12 protein-coding genes and 2 pseudogenes are annotated in these 16,863 nt (G+C 70.0%); 10 read left to right on the top strand and 4 right to left on the bottom strand.

The window, feature by feature from the left end:
- Positions 1–328: 328 nt before the first annotated feature.
- Together gltB and ACFU6I_RS17405 are read left to right on the top strand one after the other, a co-directional pair.
- A complete protein-coding gene (gene gltB, locus ACFU6I_RS17410) occupies positions 329–4,897 on the top strand; it encodes a glutamate synthase large subunit (RefSeq protein ID WP_384367018.1) in 4,569 nt (1,522 codons plus the stop codon).
- Positions 4,890–6,350: a glutamate synthase subunit beta gene (locus tag ACFU6I_RS17405; RefSeq protein WP_384367015.1), complete on the top strand. Its 1,461-nt coding sequence runs from the start codon at positions 4,890–4,892 to the stop codon at positions 6,348–6,350. Before gltB ends, ACFU6I_RS17405 begins: the two co-directional genes overlap by 8 nt.
- Positions 6,351–6,503: 153 nt before the next feature.
- Here ACFU6I_RS17405 and ACFU6I_RS17400 read toward each other — a convergent pair whose 3' ends face one another.
- Positions 6,504–7,439: a rhomboid family intramembrane serine protease gene (locus ACFU6I_RS17400; protein WP_384367012.1), complete on the bottom strand. Its 936-nt coding sequence runs from the start codon at positions 7,437–7,439 to the stop codon at positions 6,504–6,506.
- 200 nt (positions 7,440–7,639) lie between these two features.
- Here ACFU6I_RS17400 and ACFU6I_RS17395 point away from each other — a divergent pair, with 200 nt between their 5' ends.
- A complete protein-coding gene (locus ACFU6I_RS17395; RefSeq protein ID WP_384367009.1) occupies positions 7,640–8,359 on the top strand; it encodes a vWA domain-containing protein in 720 nt (239 codons plus the stop codon).
- Positions 8,356–8,931, top strand: coding sequence for a HutD family protein (locus ACFU6I_RS17390; RefSeq protein ID WP_384367006.1), 576 nt, complete (start codon positions 8,356–8,358; stop codon positions 8,929–8,931). The genes ACFU6I_RS17395 and ACFU6I_RS17390 overlap by 4 nt, the downstream gene beginning before the upstream one ends.
- Here ACFU6I_RS17390 and ACFU6I_RS17385 read toward each other — a convergent pair.
- Positions 8,908–9,210 carry a hypothetical protein gene (locus ACFU6I_RS17385; protein WP_384367003.1) on the bottom strand — a complete coding sequence of 101 codons (303 nt, stop codon included), beginning with the start codon at positions 9,208–9,210 and terminating at the stop codon, positions 8,908–8,910. The genes ACFU6I_RS17390 and ACFU6I_RS17385 overlap by 24 nt on opposite strands.
- Positions 9,211–9,371: 161 nt before the next feature.
- Here ACFU6I_RS17385 and ACFU6I_RS17380 point away from each other — a divergent pair, with 161 nt between their 5' ends.
- From ACFU6I_RS17380 to ACFU6I_RS17360, 5 genes and pseudogenes are all read left to right on the top strand, one after another.
- Positions 9,372–9,875 carry a pyridoxamine 5'-phosphate oxidase family protein gene (locus ACFU6I_RS17380; protein WP_384367000.1) on the top strand — a complete coding sequence of 168 codons (504 nt, stop codon included), beginning with the start codon at positions 9,372–9,374 and terminating at the stop codon, positions 9,873–9,875.
- Positions 9,876–10,238: 363 nt separating this feature from the next.
- Positions 10,239–10,826 carry a TetR/AcrR family transcriptional regulator gene (locus tag ACFU6I_RS17375; protein WP_384367104.1) on the top strand — a complete coding sequence of 196 codons (588 nt, stop codon included), beginning with the start codon at positions 10,239–10,241 and terminating at the stop codon, positions 10,824–10,826.
- 34 nt (positions 10,827–10,860) lie between these two features.
- Positions 10,861–11,003, top strand: a pseudogene (locus tag ACFU6I_RS17370) (acetyl-CoA C-acetyltransferase); the annotation flags it as partial.
- A 358-nt stretch (positions 11,004–11,361) separates the two neighbouring features.
- Positions 11,362–11,565, top strand: coding sequence for a cold-shock protein (locus tag ACFU6I_RS17365; protein WP_003969786.1), 204 nt, complete (start codon positions 11,362–11,364; stop codon positions 11,563–11,565).
- Between the two features lie 230 nt (positions 11,566–11,795).
- The gene (locus ACFU6I_RS17360; RefSeq protein ID WP_384366997.1) at positions 11,796–13,442 is read left to right on the top strand and encodes a DEAD/DEAH box helicase; all 1,647 of its coding nucleotides are present in this window, start codon (positions 11,796–11,798) and stop codon (positions 13,440–13,442) included.
- A 268-nt stretch (positions 13,443–13,710) separates the two neighbouring features.
- Here the strand turns inward: ACFU6I_RS17360 and ACFU6I_RS17355 are convergent.
- Positions 13,711–13,824, bottom strand: a pseudogene (locus ACFU6I_RS17355) (enoyl-CoA hydratase); the annotation flags it as partial.
- 312 nt (positions 13,825–14,136) lie between these two features.
- Between ACFU6I_RS17355 and ACFU6I_RS17350 the strand changes: the two are divergent.
- Positions 14,137–15,363, top strand: a complete 1,227-nt coding sequence (locus ACFU6I_RS17350) for an NADH:flavin oxidoreductase (RefSeq protein ID WP_384366994.1) — start codon at positions 14,137–14,139, stop codon at positions 15,361–15,363.
- On the opposite strand, the gene ACFU6I_RS17345 is transcribed toward ACFU6I_RS17350, so the two are convergent.
- A complete protein-coding gene (locus ACFU6I_RS17345; RefSeq protein ID WP_384366991.1) occupies positions 15,323–16,825 on the bottom strand; it encodes an ankyrin repeat domain-containing protein in 1,503 nt (500 codons plus the stop codon). The genes ACFU6I_RS17350 and ACFU6I_RS17345 overlap by 41 nt on opposite strands.
- Between the last annotated feature and the right edge of the window lie 38 nt (positions 16,826–16,863).

Here is a 16,863-nt window from a genome sequence, read left to right as displayed (position 1 = left end):
CTCTGGGCGGAACCCCTCCGCGGACGTAAAATGAGTTCCTATACAGGGCTCCACATATATAGCCGTTACTCGGCGGTTTCGATTCCTTTTCCGCCGGGCATGAGCCGTAGACACCGCAGGCAACGACGCCTGCTCTCTGCGGTCCCCCCGGGCGCCGATCCTCCGACTGCGACCCAAAACTCCCGCCGCTCCGCGAGCGGTGTCCGCATGTTGGAACGGACTATCCGCTTCTTGAGAAGCGCCCCATTATGTAACCTGCATGAAATTTCGCAGAGGGCCAACGTCGTCCCTCGGCACTGCATATGCCACGACGACGACGGGAGAGCCGATGCGTTCCGACGCCTGGTCGCCCATGGACGGTCGCCCCGCCCAGCAGGGGATGTACGACCCCCGTAACGAGCACGACGCCTGTGGCGTCGGGTTCGTGGCCACTCTGACCGGTGTGGCCAGCCATGAGCTGGTCGAGCAGGCGCTTACCGTGCTGCGCAACCTCGAACACCGCGGCGCCACCGGATCCGAGCCCGACTCGGGCGACGGCGCCGGAATCCTGCTCCAGGTGCCCGACACCTTCCTCCGTGAAGAGGTCCCCTTCGACCTCCCCGAGGCCGGTGCCTACGCCGTCGGTATCGCCTTCCTGCCCGCGGACGACTCCGCCGAGGCCGTCCAGAAGCTTGAGAAGATCGCCGCCGAGGAGGGCCTCAAGGTCCTCGGCTGGCGCGAGGTCCCGGTCACCCCCGATTTCCTCGGCAACGGCGCCCGCGCCACCATGCCCGAGTTCCGGCAGCTCTTCGTTGCCGACGGTACGAGCGCCGGCATCGCCCTCGACCGCAAGGCCTTCGTGCTGCGCAAGCGCGCCGAGCGTGAGGCAGGGGTCTACTTCCCCTCGCTCTCCGCCCGCACGATCGTCTACAAGGGCATGCTCACCACCGGGCAGCTGGAGCCGTTCTTCCCGGACCTCTCCGACCACCGCTTCGCCACCACGGTCGCACTGGTCCACTCGCGTTTCTCCACGAACACCTTCCCGAGCTGGCCGCTCGCCCACCCGTACCGCTTCGTCGCGCACAACGGCGAGATCAACACGGTCAAGGGCAACCGCAACTGGATGAAGGCCCGCGAGTCCCAGCTGGCGTCGAGCCTCTTCGGCAGCGAGCAGCTCGACCGGATCTTCCCCGTCTGCACCCCGGACGCCTCCGACTCCGCCTCCTTCGACGAGGTCCTGGAGCTGCTCCACCTCGGCGGCCGCTCGCTGCCGCACTCGGTGCTGATGATGGTCCCCGAGGCGTGGGAGAACCACGACTCCATGGACCCGGCCCGCCGCGCCTTCTACCAGTACCACTCCACGATGATGGAGCCCTGGGACGGCCCGGCCTGCGTCACCTTCACCGACGGCACCCAGGTCGGCGCGGTCCTCGACCGCAACGGTCTGCGCCCGGGCCGTTACTGGGTCACCGACGGCGGCCTCGTCGTCCTCTCCTCCGAGGTCGGGGTCCTGGACATCGACCCCGCGAAGGTGGTCCGCAAGGGCCGCCTGCAGCCCGGCAAGATGTTCCTCGTCGACACCGCCGAGGGCCGCATCATCGAGGACGACGAGATCAAGGCGGGCCTCGCCGCCGAGCAGCCGTACCAGGAGTGGCTGGAGACCGGCGAGATCGAGCTGGAGGATCTCCCCGAGCGCGAGCACATCGTGCACACGCACGCCTCCGTCACCCGCCGCCAGCAGACGTTCGGCTACACCGAGGAAGAGCTCCGCGTCATCCTCGCGCCGATGGCCCGCACCGCCGGCGAGCCGCTCGGCTCCATGGGTACGGACTCGCCGATCGCCGCTCTGTCCGAGCGCCCCCGGCTGCTCTTCGACTACTTCACCCAGCTGTTCGCGCAGGTCACCAACCCGCCGCTGGACGCCATCCGCGAGGAGCTGGTCACCTCGCTGCGCTCCACGCTCGGCCCGCAGGGCAACCTGCTGGAGCCGACCGCCGCGTCGTGCCGCAGTGTCACGCTGCCGTTCCCGGTGATCGACAACGACGAGCTGGCCAAGCTGATACACATCAATGCCGACGGCGACATGCCGGGCATGAAGGCCGCCACGCTCTCCGGTCTCTACCGGGTCAGCGGCAGCGGTGAGGCCCTCGCCGCGCGGATCGAGCAGATCTGTACCGAGGTCGACGCCGCCATAGAGGACGGCGCCCGCCTGATCGTCCTGTCCGACCGGCACTCCGACGCCGAGCACGCGCCGATCCCGTCGCTGCTGCTCACCTCGGCCGTCCACCATCACCTCATCCGTACCAAGCAGCGCACTCAGGTGGGTCTGCTGGTCGAGGCCGGGGACGTCCGCGAGGTCCACCACGTCGCGCTGCTGATCGGTTACGGCGCCGCCGCGGTCAACCCGTACCTCGCGATGGAGTCCGTCGAGGACCTGGTCCGGGCCGGCACGTTCATCGAGGGCATCGAGCCCGAGAAGGCCATCCGGAACCTGATCTACGCGCTCGGCAAGGGCGTCCTGAAGGTCATGTCCAAGATGGGCATCTCCACCGTCGCCTCCTACCGCGGCGCCCAGGTCTTCGAGGCCGTCGGCCTGGACGAGGCCTTCGTCGCGAAGTACTTCAACGGCACCGCCACCAAGATCGGCGGCGCCGGACTCGACGTGGTCGCCAGGGAGGTCGCCGCCCGGCACGCCAAGGCGTACCCCGCCTCCGGCATCTCCGCCTCGCACCGCGCGCTGGAGATCGGCGGCGAGTACCAGTGGCGCCGCGAGGGCGAGCCGCACCTCTTCGACCCGGAGACGGTCTTCCGCCTCCAGCACGCCACGCGCAACAAGCGGTACGACATCTTCAAAAAGTACACGGACCGGGTGAACGAGCAGTCCGAGCGCCTGATGACGCTCCGCGGCCTGTTCGGCTTCAAGTCGGACCGTGAGGCGATCCCGGTCGACGAGGTCGAGTCCGTCTCCGACATCGTCAAGCGATTCTCGACCGGAGCCATGTCGTACGGCTCGATCTCCCGCGAGGCGCACGAGACCCTCGCCATCGCCATGAACCAGCTGGGCGGCAAGTCCAACACCGGTGAGGGCGGCGAGGACGCCGACCGGCTGTACGACCCGGCGCGCCGCTCGTCCATCAAGCAGGTCGCCTCCGGCCGCTTCGGTGTGACCAGCGAGTACCTGGTCAACGCGGACGACATCCAGATCAAGATGGCGCAGGGTGCCAAGCCCGGCGAGGGCGGCCAGCTGCCCGGCCACAAGGTCTACCCGTGGGTCGCCAAGACCCGGCACTCCACCCCGGGCGTCGGTCTGATCTCCCCGCCGCCGCACCACGACATCTACTCCATCGAGGACCTGGCTCAGCTGATCCACGACCTCAAGAACGCCAATCCGGCGGCCCGCATCCACGTGAAGCTGGTCTCCGAGGTCGGCGTCGGCACGGTCGCCGCGGGTGTCTCCAAGGCGCACGCGGACGTCGTCCTGATCTCCGGCCACGACGGCGGAACGGGCGCCTCCCCGCTCACCTCGCTGAAGCACGCGGGCGGCCCCTGGGAGCTCGGCCTCGCCGAGACGCAGCAGACCCTGCTGCTCAACGGCCTGCGCGACCGCATCGTCGTGCAGACGGACGGCCAGCTGAAGACCGGCCGCGACGTCATCATCGCCGCGCTGCTCGGCGCCGAGGAGTTCGGTTTCGCGACCGCGCCGCTCGTCGTCTCCGGCTGCGTCATGATGCGTGTCTGCCACCTCGACACCTGCCCGGTCGGCATTGCCACCCAGAACCCGGTCCTGCGCGACCGGTTCTCCGGCAAGGCCGAGTACGTCGTCAACTTCTTCGAGTTCATCGCCCAGGAAGTCCGCGAGCTCCTCGCCGAGCTCGGCTTCCGTACGATCGAAGAGGCCGTCGGCCACGCCGAGTTGCTGGACACCGACCGTGCGATCACGCACTGGAAGGCGCAGGGCCTCGACCTGAAGCCCCTGTTCCACGTCCCCGAGCTGCCCGAGGGCGCGGTCCGCCACCAGCTGATCGAGCAGGACCACGGTCTCGCCAAGGCCCTCGACAACGAGCTGATCAAGCTCGCCGCCGACGCCCTGAACGTGGACAGTGCCGAGGCCGCCCAGCCGGTCCGGGCCCAGATCGCGATCCGGAACATCAACCGGACCGTCGGGACGATGCTCGGCCACGAGGTGACGAAGAAGTTCGGCGGCGCGGGTCTGCCGCAGGACACCATCGACATCACCTTCACCGGGTCCGCCGGCCAGTCGTTCGGCGCGTTCGTGCCGAGCGGTGTGACGCTGCGACTGGAGGGCGACGCCAACGACTACGTCGGCAAGGGCCTCTCCGGCGGCCGCGTCATCGTCCGCCCGGACCGCGGCGCCGAGCACCTCGCCGAGTACTCCACCATCGCGGGCAACACCATCGCCTACGGCGCGACCGGCGGCGAGCTGTTCCTGCGCGGCCGCACCGGTGAGCGGTTCTGCGTCCGCAACTCCGGCGCGACGGTCGTCTCGGAAGGTGTGGGCGACCACGGCTGCGAGTACATGACCGGCGGTCACGCCGTCGTCCTCGGCGAGACCGGCCGCAACTTCGCCGCCGGTATGTCGGGTGGTGTCGCGTACGTCGTCGACCTGGACCGCGACAACGTCAACGTCGGCAACCTCGGCGCGATCGAGGCGCTCTCCGACAGCGACAAGCAGTGGCTGCACGACGTCGTGCGCCGCCACCAGGAGGAGACCGGCTCCACGGTCGCAGAGAAGCTTCTTGCCGAGTGGGACAGCGCCGACGGCGGTGTCTCCCGCTTCAGCAAGATCATCCCGTCCACCTACAAGGCAGTGCTCGCCGCCAAGGACGCCGCTGAGCTCGCCGGTCTCTCCGAGCAGGAGACCACCGAGAAGATGATGGAGGCGGCGACCAATGGCTGACCCCAAGGGCTTCCTGACCACCGGGCGCGAGGTCGCCGAGACCCGCCCCGCGGGCGAGCGAGTCAAGGACTGGAACGAGGTCTACGTTCCGGGCTCGCTGCTCCCGATCATCAGCAAGCAGGCCGGGCGCTGCATGGACTGCGGCATCCCGTTCTGCCACAACGGCTGCCCGCTGGGGAACCTCATCCCCGAGTGGAACGACTACGCCTACCGCGAGGACTGGAAGGCTGCGTCCGAGCGCCTGCACGCCACGAACAACTTCCCGGAGTTCACCGGGCGGCTGTGCCCGGCTCCCTGTGAGTCGGCGTGCGTGCTCGGCATCAACCAGCCGGCCGTCACCATCAAGAACGTCGAAGTCTCGATCATCGACAAGGCGTGGGGCAGCGGCGACGTCACCCCGCAGCCGCCCGAGCGCCTCTCCGGCAAGACGGTCGCGGTCATCGGTTCGGGTCCGGCGGGTCTCGCCGCCGCCCAGCAGCTGACCCGGGCCGGTCACACGGTCGCCGTCTACGAGCGCGCGGACCGCATCGGAGGCCTTCTCAGGTACGGCATCCCCGAGTTCAAGATGGAGAAGTCGCACATCAACCGCCGCATCGAGCAGATGCGCGCGGAAGGCACCAAGTTCCGTACGGAGGTGGAGATCGGCAAGGACATCGACGCCGCCAAGCTCCGCCGCCGCTACGACGCGGTCGTCATCGCCGCCGGTGCCACCGTCTCCCGCGACCTGCCCGTCCCGGGCCGCGAGCTGAACGGCGTGCACTTCGCGATGGAGTACCTGCCGCTCGCCAACAAGGTGCAGGAGGGCGACCTGACGGTCTCCCCGATCAGCGCCGAGGGCAAGCATGTCGTCGTCATCGGCGGCGGTGACACCGGCGCCGACTGCGTCGGCACCGCTCACCGGCAGGGCGCGGCCTCCGTCACCCAGCTGGAGATCATGCCGAAGCCGGGCGAGGAGCGGAACGCCAACCAGCCCTGGCCGACCTTCCCGATGCTGTACAAGGTCACCTCGGCGCACGAGGAGGGCGGGGAACGGGTCTACTCCGTCTCGACCACGCACTTCGAGGGCGACGAGGACGGCAACGTCCAGGCGCTGCACCTCGTCGAGGTGGAGTTCAAGGACGGCAAGCTGGAACAGAAGCCCGGCACCGAGCGGCGGATCCCCGCGCAGCTGGTCACCCTGGCCATGGGCTTCACCGGCACCGACCAGGCCAACGGTCTGGTCCAGCAGTTCGGCCTCGAACTCGATGAGCGCGGCAATGTCGCGCGCGACGCGGACTTCGCCACCAATGTCGGCGGTGTGTTCGTCGCCGGTGACGCGGGCCGCGGCCAGTCCCTCATCGTGTGGGCCATCGCCGAGGGCCGCTCCGCGGCGCGTGGCGTGGACCGCTTCCTGACCGGGGCCAGCGCACTGCCGGCCCCGATCCGCCCGACGGACCGTTCCCTGATGGTCTGAGCACCACCGGCAGTACGCATCACCACAACAGACGTCCCGTACAACGGCGTACGGAACTGAACGCGGCGCCTGCCCGTCCCCGACCGGACGATTCGGCAGGCGCCGTGGCGCGTCCGGGCCCGGGGCGCCGGCCGGGACCGGGCAGGCGGAACCTCACGCCACGGCGCCGCCGGTCAGCTGCGAGGTCTTCAGAACGACCAGGGCGACCAGCACCAGGAAGACCACCCCGCACGCAGCGATCTGCACCGCGGTACGGCGCTTCGCCGGGGCGTACGCGAGCGCGGCCATGACGACGCCGCCCGTGAGGAGCCCGCCCAGGTGCCCCTGCCACGAGGTGAACCACGCGGATATCAGCATCCAGATCAGGAACCCGGCCATGAAGCGGTTGACCGCCTCCATGTCCCGGCCCAGCCGCCGGTTGATGACATAGAACGCCGCCGCCAGACCGAAGACCGCACCCGAGGCGCCCACCGTCAGGGCGGCCGGTGCGATCAGGTACACCAGCACCGAGCCGCCCAGCGCCGACAGCAGATACAGCGCGAGATACCGGCCCCGGCCGAGCTGCTCCTCGACGACCCGGCCCAGATTCCACAGGCCGTACATGTTGAAGAGGATGTGCAGCATCCCGAACGGCAACGCACCGAAGGACGACTCGCCCGGCGGAAGATGAAGGAAGGCCCCGGTCAGCAGCCGGTACCACTCGCCGTCCACCACCCCGACCGCGTGGAACCCGTGGAAGTCCCCGCTCTCGTACATGTACCGGCCGCCGTGGGGCCCGACCAGAACCGCGCCGAGCATCCCGAACCGGTCGACGATCCCGGGGCGTACCAACTCGCCCAGATACGCCGCTATGTTCAGGCCCATGAGGACGTACGTCACCACGGGGACCGCCGTCCTCGACACCGCACCGCCGAAGACCGTGCGCGCCTGCCGGATCGACCGCTGCCCCTCCTTCACGCACTCCACGCAGTGGTGGCCGACCGCGGCCTCACGCATGCAGTCCGGGCAGATGTAGCGGTCGCAGCGGGTGCAGCGCACATACGTCTCGTACGACGGATGGCGGTAGCAGGTGGTGACAGCGGCCTCCATGGCCGGCTCCTTCACGGGGGGACGGTGGCGGGCGGCCGGTGGGGGTCGGCGGCGATCAACATAGCGAACGCGGGCCGCACGGAAGCGGCGGGGTGCCAGGACGGACCGGGTGTGGGAACGGCCGGTACGTCCCCGACGCCGCAGCCGGTCCACCACGGTGACGTAACCTCGTAACTCCCTTCCCAGGAACGGAGCCCCGTATGGCCGGCATCAGTCTCCGCAAGGTCGAGGAGACCGCCCCCGCGCTCGTCAGCCTCTACAGGAGCGCCGGGGTCTCCCTGGAGAAGCACCGGCTCAGTGGAGAGCGCGCCGCCGTCTATCTCGTGCTCGACTACTCCGGCTCCATGAAGGAGTACTACAGGGACGGCAGCGTCCAGGCCCTCGCCGACCGGGTCCTCGGCCTGTCGGCGCACCTCGACGACGACGGCCGCGTGCCGGTCGTCTTCTTCTCCACGGACATCGACGCCGTCACCGACATAGCCCTCGACGACCACCTCGGGCGCGTCGACCGGATCGTCGCCGGACTCGGACACATGGGGAAGACCAGCTACCACCTGGCCATGGACGCGGTCATCGACCACTACCTCGACAGCGGCTCGACCGCACCCGCGCTCGTCGTCTTCCAGACCGACGGCGGCCCGATCAACAAGCTCGCGGCGGAGCGCTATCTCTGCAAGGCGGCGAAGCTGCCGCTGTTCTGGCAGTTCATCGGCTTCGGCAACAAGCGCAGCTCTCAGTTCAACTTCCTGCACAAGCTCGACGAGCTGGCGGTGCCCGCGCGGCGCCCCGTCGACAATGCCGGCTTCTTCCACGCCGGACTCGATCCGCGGCAGGTTCCGGACTCCGAGCTGTACGACCGGCTCGTCGCCGAATTCCCCAGCTGGCTGGCCGCGGCCCGGGCGCAGGGGATCGTCAAGTGATGCCACGGGTACTGAGGGCGGCCGACCGCACGGCCGTGCCCTGGAAGAACGGTGGGGGAGTCACCCGGGAGATCGCCGCTTCCCCCGAGGGCGCACGGCTGGACGACTTCGACTGGCGGGTCAGCCTCGCCGATGTGACCGCGGACGGGCCGTTCTCCTCGTTTCCCGGAGTCGACCGCACGCTGACCGTGGTCGAGGGCGCCGGGATGGATCTCATGGTGGGCGGCGAGCACCACATCGTCGACGAGCAGTACTGGCCCCACGACTTCCCCGGGGACCTGGAGACGGACGGGCAGCTCCTCGGCGGCCCCGTCGTGAACGTCAATGTGATGTACCGCAGGGAACGTACGGCGGCGGAGGTCGCGGTCGTACGTGGCACCCTCCGGCTGCAGGCACCGGAGGGCGGCACGGTCCTGGCCGTCGCGCTGGAGGACGGCGCGACGCTCGACGGCCGGGACATCGAACTCGACTGCTACGACGCCGTGTTGATGGAGGGTGCGGCACCTGTGGTGCTCCGCACCCAGGGCTGGGCGCTGGTGATCACCCTGTCACCGGCCGGCGGGCAGGGCTAAGGGCACCCGGTGATGGTGGGTCCGCGCGGTCCTCGGCGGTCCGGACGGCATCGGCAGGCCGAGCCTTCGGGCGATCGGCAGCATGGCCGCGCCGAAGTTCTCCACGGCCTCCGGCGACTCCCACAGGTCGAAGAGCTCCACGCCCGAATCGGTCGTGACGCAGACGTGGGAGAGGCAGCCGGCGAAGGCGTCGCCGGGGAGTGCCTGGAGTTCTTTGTCGAGAGCGTCGTACTGGTCTGCCGTGACGCCCGACAAAGTGGCATGCACGAAGATTGCCATCGGATTCCACCTCGGGTCGCGGGAACAGTCCCTCCCCGCCGCCACGATGACGGCCAAGTGCCTCGTACAGCACACCACGATCATGGCGGTACGGCATCCGAACCAGTGGCGGCCCGGAAATCCGGACAGAAGATGTCGGGTTTCAAAGGTTCGATGGAACCATGACATCGAGTTCATGGGCAGCGTTCCAGGTGGCGGAGCCGGGGTTCGCCGAGACCGTTCAGGCCCGCTTCGAGCAGCACAAACACCACGTCCTGGCCACCCTGCGCAAGGACGGTTCACCACGCCTGACCGGGCTGGAAGTGAACTTCCACTTCGGTGAGCTGTGGCTCGGCATGATGCCGAACTCGCGCAAGGCTCTGGACCTGCGGCGCGATCCGCGGTTCGCGGTGCACGCGAATCCGGGACCGGACGACGCGATGGAGTACGCCGACGTCCGGGTCTGCGGCCACGCGGTGGAGGAGACCGACCCCGCCGTCCTGGCCCGTTTCGTCGGGGAGGTGAAGCCGCCGGAGCCGTTCCATCTCTTCCGCGCGGAGCTGACGGAGGTCGTCAGCACGGGGGTGGAGAACGAGGAACTGGTCGTCCGGGTCTGGCGACCGGGCGAGCCGCTGCGCACGATCCATCGCGGAACGGACGACGGCAACCCGCGCGAGACGACCTGACGCCCGAGCCGGTGCCTGCCGTGCCCGGCAGGCACCGCCCCTCGGCCCGGCGACCGGGGCGGAACGACCTCCGGACGCCCCCGGCCCCTCGGTCGCCCGCGCCCGTTGCCCATGGTCGACATGGCGATGCGCCGACCCTGCCCCGGGTCCCCGATGACGTCCTCGTCCGGTACGAACACCTCGTCCAGGAAGAGTGCGGAGAAGGCCGGCTCGGCCGGCGTCATGGCGCTCACCCGGTGCGCCGCCATGTGCGGCGTACGGGGCAACGCCGTCGCCCCCGGCCTCGCCATGCACCCGCCGACGCGTCCGCGGGGCATCGCGCGGGCGGAGAATGGGCGGGTGCCTACCAAGAAGAAGCCCCAGGTGACCCCCTCGCCCGAGCGGCGCCGCGAACTCCTCGACACCGCCGCAGAGGTCTTTGCCGCACAGGGATACAACGCCACCACGGTCCGCAGGATCGCGGACGAGGCCGGGATGCTCGCGGGCAGCCTCTACTACCACTTCGATTCCAAGGAATCGATGATCGACGAGATCCTCTCCACCTTCCTCACCGAACTCTGGGAGGGGTACGACGCGGTGCTCGCCGCCGGACTCGGCCCCCGCGAGACCATCGAGGCCCTCGTCACCGAGTCCTTCCGGGAGATCGACCGGCACCGCGCCGCCGTCGCCATCTACCAGAAGGAGTCCAAGCACCTCGCCACCCAGCCACGCTTCGCCTATCTCGTCGACTCCCAGCAGAAGTTCGAGAAGGCCTGGCTCGGCACGCTGGAACGCGGCGTCGCCGCCGAGGTCTTCCGCGCCGACCTCGACATCCGGCTCACCTACCGGTTCGTCCGCGACACCGTCTGGGTCGCGGCCTCCTGGTACCGGCCGGGCGGACAGCACAGCCCCGAGGAAATCGCTCGCCAGTACCTCTCGATGGTCCTGGACGGCATCGCTCTGCGTACGTGACCGACACTCACGGACCTCTCAGGGAGCGGCAGTCATGGCCGAGGCCTGCATCGTCGAAGCGGTACGCACCCCGGTCGGCGCAGGGGAGGCCTCGGAGCCGTCCACCCAGCCGACCTCGGCGCCCATGTGCTGAGGGCCCTCGTCGAGCGCACCGGCATCGACCTGGTGGCCGCCGAACCCCTCGGCGCCGCTGCACGAACCGGAACGCACGGCCGGCCGCCACGGCCTGCAGGCCATGTGCGAGGGCGGCGGCCGGGTGAACGTGACGATCATCGAACGGCGGTGAATCGCTTGCCGCCAAGGCTTCCGCGGAAGTCCGCCGACCGGCGGCGTGGCAGGATCCGCCACTGGTCGGCAGAACGTGCTACGGTGGTCCGGTTGCAGTTTTGGTACCCATGAACTTTATGTGCGCCTGACGGGAATGCTTCCTCAGGCGCATTATTGTTTTCCGGCTTTCTCCGGATGGGGCTCAATGCGGCGACTTGGAATTCGTAAAGTGCGAATTTCCGGCACTGCACCTCTTGAGGAGAATGACATGGCTACTGGAACCGTGAAGTGGTTCAACTCGGAAAAGGGCTTCGGCTTCATCGAGCAGGACGGCGGCGGCGCCGACGTCTTCGCCCACTACTCCAACATCGCCACCTCGGGCTTCCGTGAGCTCCAGGAGGGCCAGAAGGTCTCCTTCGACGTCACGCAGGGCCAGAAGGGCCCGCAGGCGGAGAACATCGTCCCGGCCTAATTGCCGCGACGCGTACCTCGCAGCCGGGGCCCGCACCGTGAAGGTGCGGGTCCCGGCTTGTGCTGTCCCCGGAGAAATGCGCCGAGAGTTCCACGGGTACGAGCGCGCAGGCGCATACCGACCGGAATTCTCGAACATTCACCGAGAATTCACGAGCCGGTACACGCGCTCCGTAGAGTCCCCCAGCAGTCCCCAGTAGTTCCCAGGAATCCCCAGGAGGGCAATTCCGTATGACCCGCTCCGAACGCCAGGACCGACCCGCCCGCACCCGCCCGTCGAGGGGGCGCGGCACGGCCCCGGCACAGGCAACCGCTAAGGGTTCCGGCAAGGGATCCGGCAAGGCGTCGCCCCGTAGAAGGGCCACGCCGCCGCAGGGCGAATTCGCCCTGCCCGAAACCATGACCCCCGCACTGCCCGCCGTCGAGGCGTTCGCCGAGCTGGACATGCCCGCCGCCCTGCTGAAAACCCTTGCCGCGCAGGGCGTCACCGATCCGTTCCCGATCCAGGGCGCCACCCTGCCGAACTCGCTCGCAGGCCGGGACATCCTCGGCCGCGGACGTACCGGCTCCGGCAAGACCCTGGCCTTCGGCCTTGCGCTTCTCGCCCGTACCGCCGGACGCCGCTCCGAGCCGCGCGCCCCGCTGGCACTCGTCCTCGTCCCCACCCGCGAGCTCGCCCAGCAGGTCACCGACGCGCTCACGCCGTACGCGACATCCGTGAACCTGCGGCTCGCCACCGTCGTCGGCGGCATGTCGATCAGCAGGCAGGCAGGCACGCTGCGCCGCGGCGCCGAGGTGCTCGTCGCCACGCCGGGCCGGCTGAAGGACCTCATCGAGCGCGGCGACGCCCGACTCGACCAGGTGTCCATCACCGTTCTCGACGAGGCCGACCAGATGGCCGACATGGGCTTCATGCCCCAGGTGGTCGGGCTGCTCAAGCAGGTCGAGCCGGACGGTCAGAGGATGCTGTTCTCGGCGACCCTGGACAAGAACATCGACCGTCTGGTCAAGATGTTCCTGACCGACCCGGTCGTGCACTCGGTCGACCCCTCCGCGGGCGCCGTCACCACCATGGAGCACCACGTGCTGCATGTGGCCGACGAGACCGACAAGAAGGTCATCGCCACCAGGATCGCGGCCCGCGACGGCCGGGTGATCATGTTCGTGGACACCAAGCGTGCCGCCGACCGCTTCGCCAAGCGGCTGCTGGCCAGCGGTGTCCGGGCTGCCGCGCTGCACGGCGGGCGCTCCCAGCCGCAGCGCAACCGGACGCTCGACCAGTTCAAGAACGGTCAGGTCACCGCACTCGTCGCGACGAACGTGGCCGCCCGCGGCATCCACGTCGACGACCTCGACCTGGTCGTGAACGTGGACCCGCCGACGGACCACAAGGACTATCTCCACCGCGGCGGTCGCACGGCGCGCGCCGGGGAATCGGGCAGTGTCGTCACGCTGGTGCTGCCGGAGGAGAAGCGGGAGATGACCCGGCTGATGGCCGACGCGGGCATCGCGCCGCGAACCACCCGGATCAAGTCCAGCGACGAGGAGCTCAGCCGGATCACCGGGGCGCGCGAGCCGTCCGGCATCGCGGTCGTCATCGAGGTACCCCAGCCGACCCAGCCGAAGCCGCGCACACGGTCCGGCGGGGCCGGTGGAAGCGGAGGCGGTGCGCCGTTCCGTTCCGGCACCCGAGGCCGGGGCCGACGCGGTGGGTCCGGCGCCGGAAGCGGAGCCGGGGTCGGGGCCACGCAGGGTGGCGGAACGGCGCGGGCCGGCGGCGCGGGCCGTGGCAGCGGTTCGGGTGCGTCCTCCGGGCGTGCGGGAGGCTCCGGGCGGAGCAACGGCAGTGCGGCCGCGCGGGGTCGCAGGGCGGCGTAGTCGCGTACGAGGTGTGGTGGCCGGTCGACCCGGTCGCCGCACCGAGGCTCGCCCCGAACCCCTTTCGGGGGTAGCCGGACAGGCTGGATCCAACCGCCTGTCCGGCTTTTTCGTTCCGCATCGTGGTGGCCCCCGTACGGACCTGGCACCCCGCCCCTGCATCCGCGGCAGTCCCTTCAGTACCTCCCGCGCCTCCTCCATCACCCGTTCCTCCAGCTCCGCGGAGTGCGGCAGGTCCTCGATCAGGACCGCCACCTGTCCCGACGCCATCAGGCAGTCCGAACGTCGCGTCCTCGCTCGCCAGGATCGCGTCGGCGTTCCCTACCGGACCGATGCCGCCGGGACAGAAGCCGTTCACCGCGGCCGACGATGGCGACGGACATGCCTGTGGCGGGCTGGAGGTGGAGACACGCATGAGCGGATCGGCTACCTTTCCACCAAGCATTTGTTAGGCGTGGAAGGTGACAGCCTGCCCCGCATCGCCACCAAGGGGATGTGAGATGACCGCAAGCGGCGACGCACACGACACCCGGATCTGCGCCGGACGCATCGTCGTCGTGACGGGCGTCGGGCCCGTGCGCGGGCGTTCGCCGTCGAGGGGGCGAAGGTCGTGGTCAACGACCTGGGTGTCGGACCCGACAGCGACGGAGGGCCCGCCCGGAACCCATCCCACCCCCGGAAACGGAGACCGACGATGCACACCCACGACCGCCTCGTCCCCGATCCCTTCGCCCCCGCCTCGCTCGGCCCCCTCGCCCTCCGCAACCGCATCATCAAGTCCGCCACCTTCGAGGGCGTCACACCCCAGGGCCTCGTCACCGACGCCCTGATCGCCTACCACCGCAGACCCGCCGCGGGCGGCGTCGGCATGACCACCCTCGCGTACTGCGCCGTCGCCCCCGAAGGCCGCACCGAGCGACGCCAGATCTGGATGCGTCGGGAAGCCCTGCCCGGGCTGCGCCGCCTCACCGACGCGGTCCACGACGAGGGCGCCGCCGTCAGCGCGCAGCTCGGACACGCCGGCCCGGTCGCCGACGCCCGCTCCAACCGGCTCCCCGCCCTGGCGCCTTGCCGCTTCCTCAGCCCGCTCGGCATGCGGATGACGAAAGCGGCGACGCCCGTCGACATCGACCGGGTGACCCGCGCACACGCCACCGCCGCCCGCCTCGCCGTCGAGTCCGGATTCGACGCCGTCGAACTGCACTTCGGCCACAACTACCTCGCCAGCTCTTTCCTCAGCCGCCGCCTCAACCGCCGCGACGACGCCTACGGAGGAAGCCTCGCCAACCGGGCCAAAGTGGCCCTCGGCATCGCCCGTGCCGTCCGCGACGAGGTCGGCGACCGGATCGCCGTCACCGCCAAGCTCAACATGGACGACGGCGTACCCGGCGGCTTCTGGCTCGACGAGAGCCTCCAGGTCGCCCGCTGGCTCCAGGACGACGGCACAGTCGACGCCCTTGAACTGACTGCGGGAAGCTCCCTGCTGAACCCCATGTACCTCTTCCGGGGCGACGCACCGCTCGCCGAGTTCGCCGCGGTCTTCCCGCAGCCGATGCGCCTCGGTGTACGCCTCGCCGGCGGCAGATTCCTGCGCACCTACCCGTACGAGGAGGCGTTCCTGCTGCCCTGTGCCCGCCAGTTCAGGGCGGAGCTCAGCCTCCCGCTGATCCTCCTCGGCGGCATCAGCCGCCGCGAAACCGTCACGCGGGCCATGGCGGAAGGGTTCGAGTACGTGGCCATGGCCCGGGCGCTGCTGCGCGAGCCGGATCTGGTCAACCGGATGGCCGAGGACGCCGGAGCGCGTTCCCTGTGCATCCACTGCAACAAGTGCATGCCGACCATCTACTCGGGCACCCGCTGCCCGCTCGTCACCGCGCCGCTCACGGCAGGCGCGGACACAGCCGTTCCAGACGCTCCCTGACCGGGCCGTCCGCCACGTACGCCGCCGCGTCGACCGCCACCGACCGCGCATAACCGTCCGGCTCCGACTCCCGCAACAACCGCTCCAACACCGTTACCGCCCGCGGGTCCTGACGGTGCGCCAGGCCATGTGCCGCCTCCGCGACCGTGTCCGGATCCGCGTCGTCCAGCCGCTCCGCCAGCGCCGCGCGGAGCGTCGGTGTGTCCGCGTCCAGCGTGGCCAGCGCCGTCGTCGCCCAGTCCCGCACCTCCGCATCGGTGTCCCGGCTCAGTTCCACCAGGGCCGCGACCCCCTCTGCATGGTCACCGGAGACCAGGTCGAACAGCGCCAGTGTCACCGCACGGCGCACCACCCGCTCCGGATTCCGCGCATGCAGCAGCACCTCCGGCAGGGCCACCGGATCGCCATGGTGCCCCAGCCCCAGCACCGCCGACCGGATCAGCTCCGTATCCGCCGCCTCCCGCGCGAGCTCCCGCAGCAGCGGAACCGAACGGGCGGCAAAAGGCTTCGACCCGGTGCGGAAACCGAGCTGGGCCAGCACATCCGCACCGAACGCCTGTCGCAACGGCTCACCGTCGCTCGCGCACCACGCGGCGCCCGCCTGGAACGTCTCCTCGTCGCCCCGCCGCCACAGCACCTCGACCGCCTCGTGCCAGTTGTCCAGTTCCGGGTTCCCGCCGCGCAGCGCCCGCGCCGCCAGCTCCGCGTACGGCGCCCGCAGGCCCAGCTCCCCCTCCAGGACCGTGGCGATCGCACCGTGCCCCGTCTGCTGTTCCTGCCCCACGAACGGCTCCCCGTCCCGCACCAGTTCGACGGTCACCGTCTCCCCGCCGTCCACCGCCGTGCGGCGCACCACCAGCCCCGGCCCGTCCCCGTACGTCTCCCGGAGCGCGCGCCGCATCTCCTGCTCCACATCCAGCGCAAGCATCCCTTGCGCCTCCCGCAGCGCCTCCTCCAGTGCCCCGGCCCGCGCACCTGCCCCGTACCGCAGCAGCGCCCGCACCGTCTCCAGAGACCCGCGCCGTACCGCGAACACCAGCGGCGGTTCGTGCCCCGGCCCCGGTCCCGGCAGATCGGGGTCCGCACCATGGGCGAGCAGCGCCTCCGCGATCCGCGCATGACCCAGACCCACCGCCCATCGCAGCGCCGTGAACCCGAACTGCTCCCGCAGATCGGGCTGCGCCCCGGCCGCCAGCAGCGCCTCGACGACCTCCGTGTGCCCGCCGCACACCGCGCCGCAGATCGGCAGATCGCCGGCCTCGGGCCCGCACGCCCGGTCCGGATCGGCGCCCGCCGCCAGCAGCAGCCGCACCACACCCGGTCGGTCCGACACCGCCGCCAGATAGAGCGCCGTCGTACCGTCCTCGTCGACCGCCTCGGCGGGAGCCCCCGCGCGCAGCAGCCGCACGACGGCGTCCTCACCCTCGTGCACGGCCTCGAACAGGTTCCGTGTGTCCGTCACCGGGTCTTCTGCCACCCATCGACTCTACGGCGGAGGGC

Origin of the sequence: Streptomyces sp. NPDC057486 (assembly GCF_042802415.1) — a bacterium.
Classification (GTDB): Bacteria; Actinomycetota; Actinomycetes; order Streptomycetales; family Streptomycetaceae; genus Streptomyces; species Streptomyces yanii.
The sequence above is the reverse complement of the archived record's forward strand: the minus strand, read 5'-3'. Positions and strand labels throughout refer to the sequence as shown.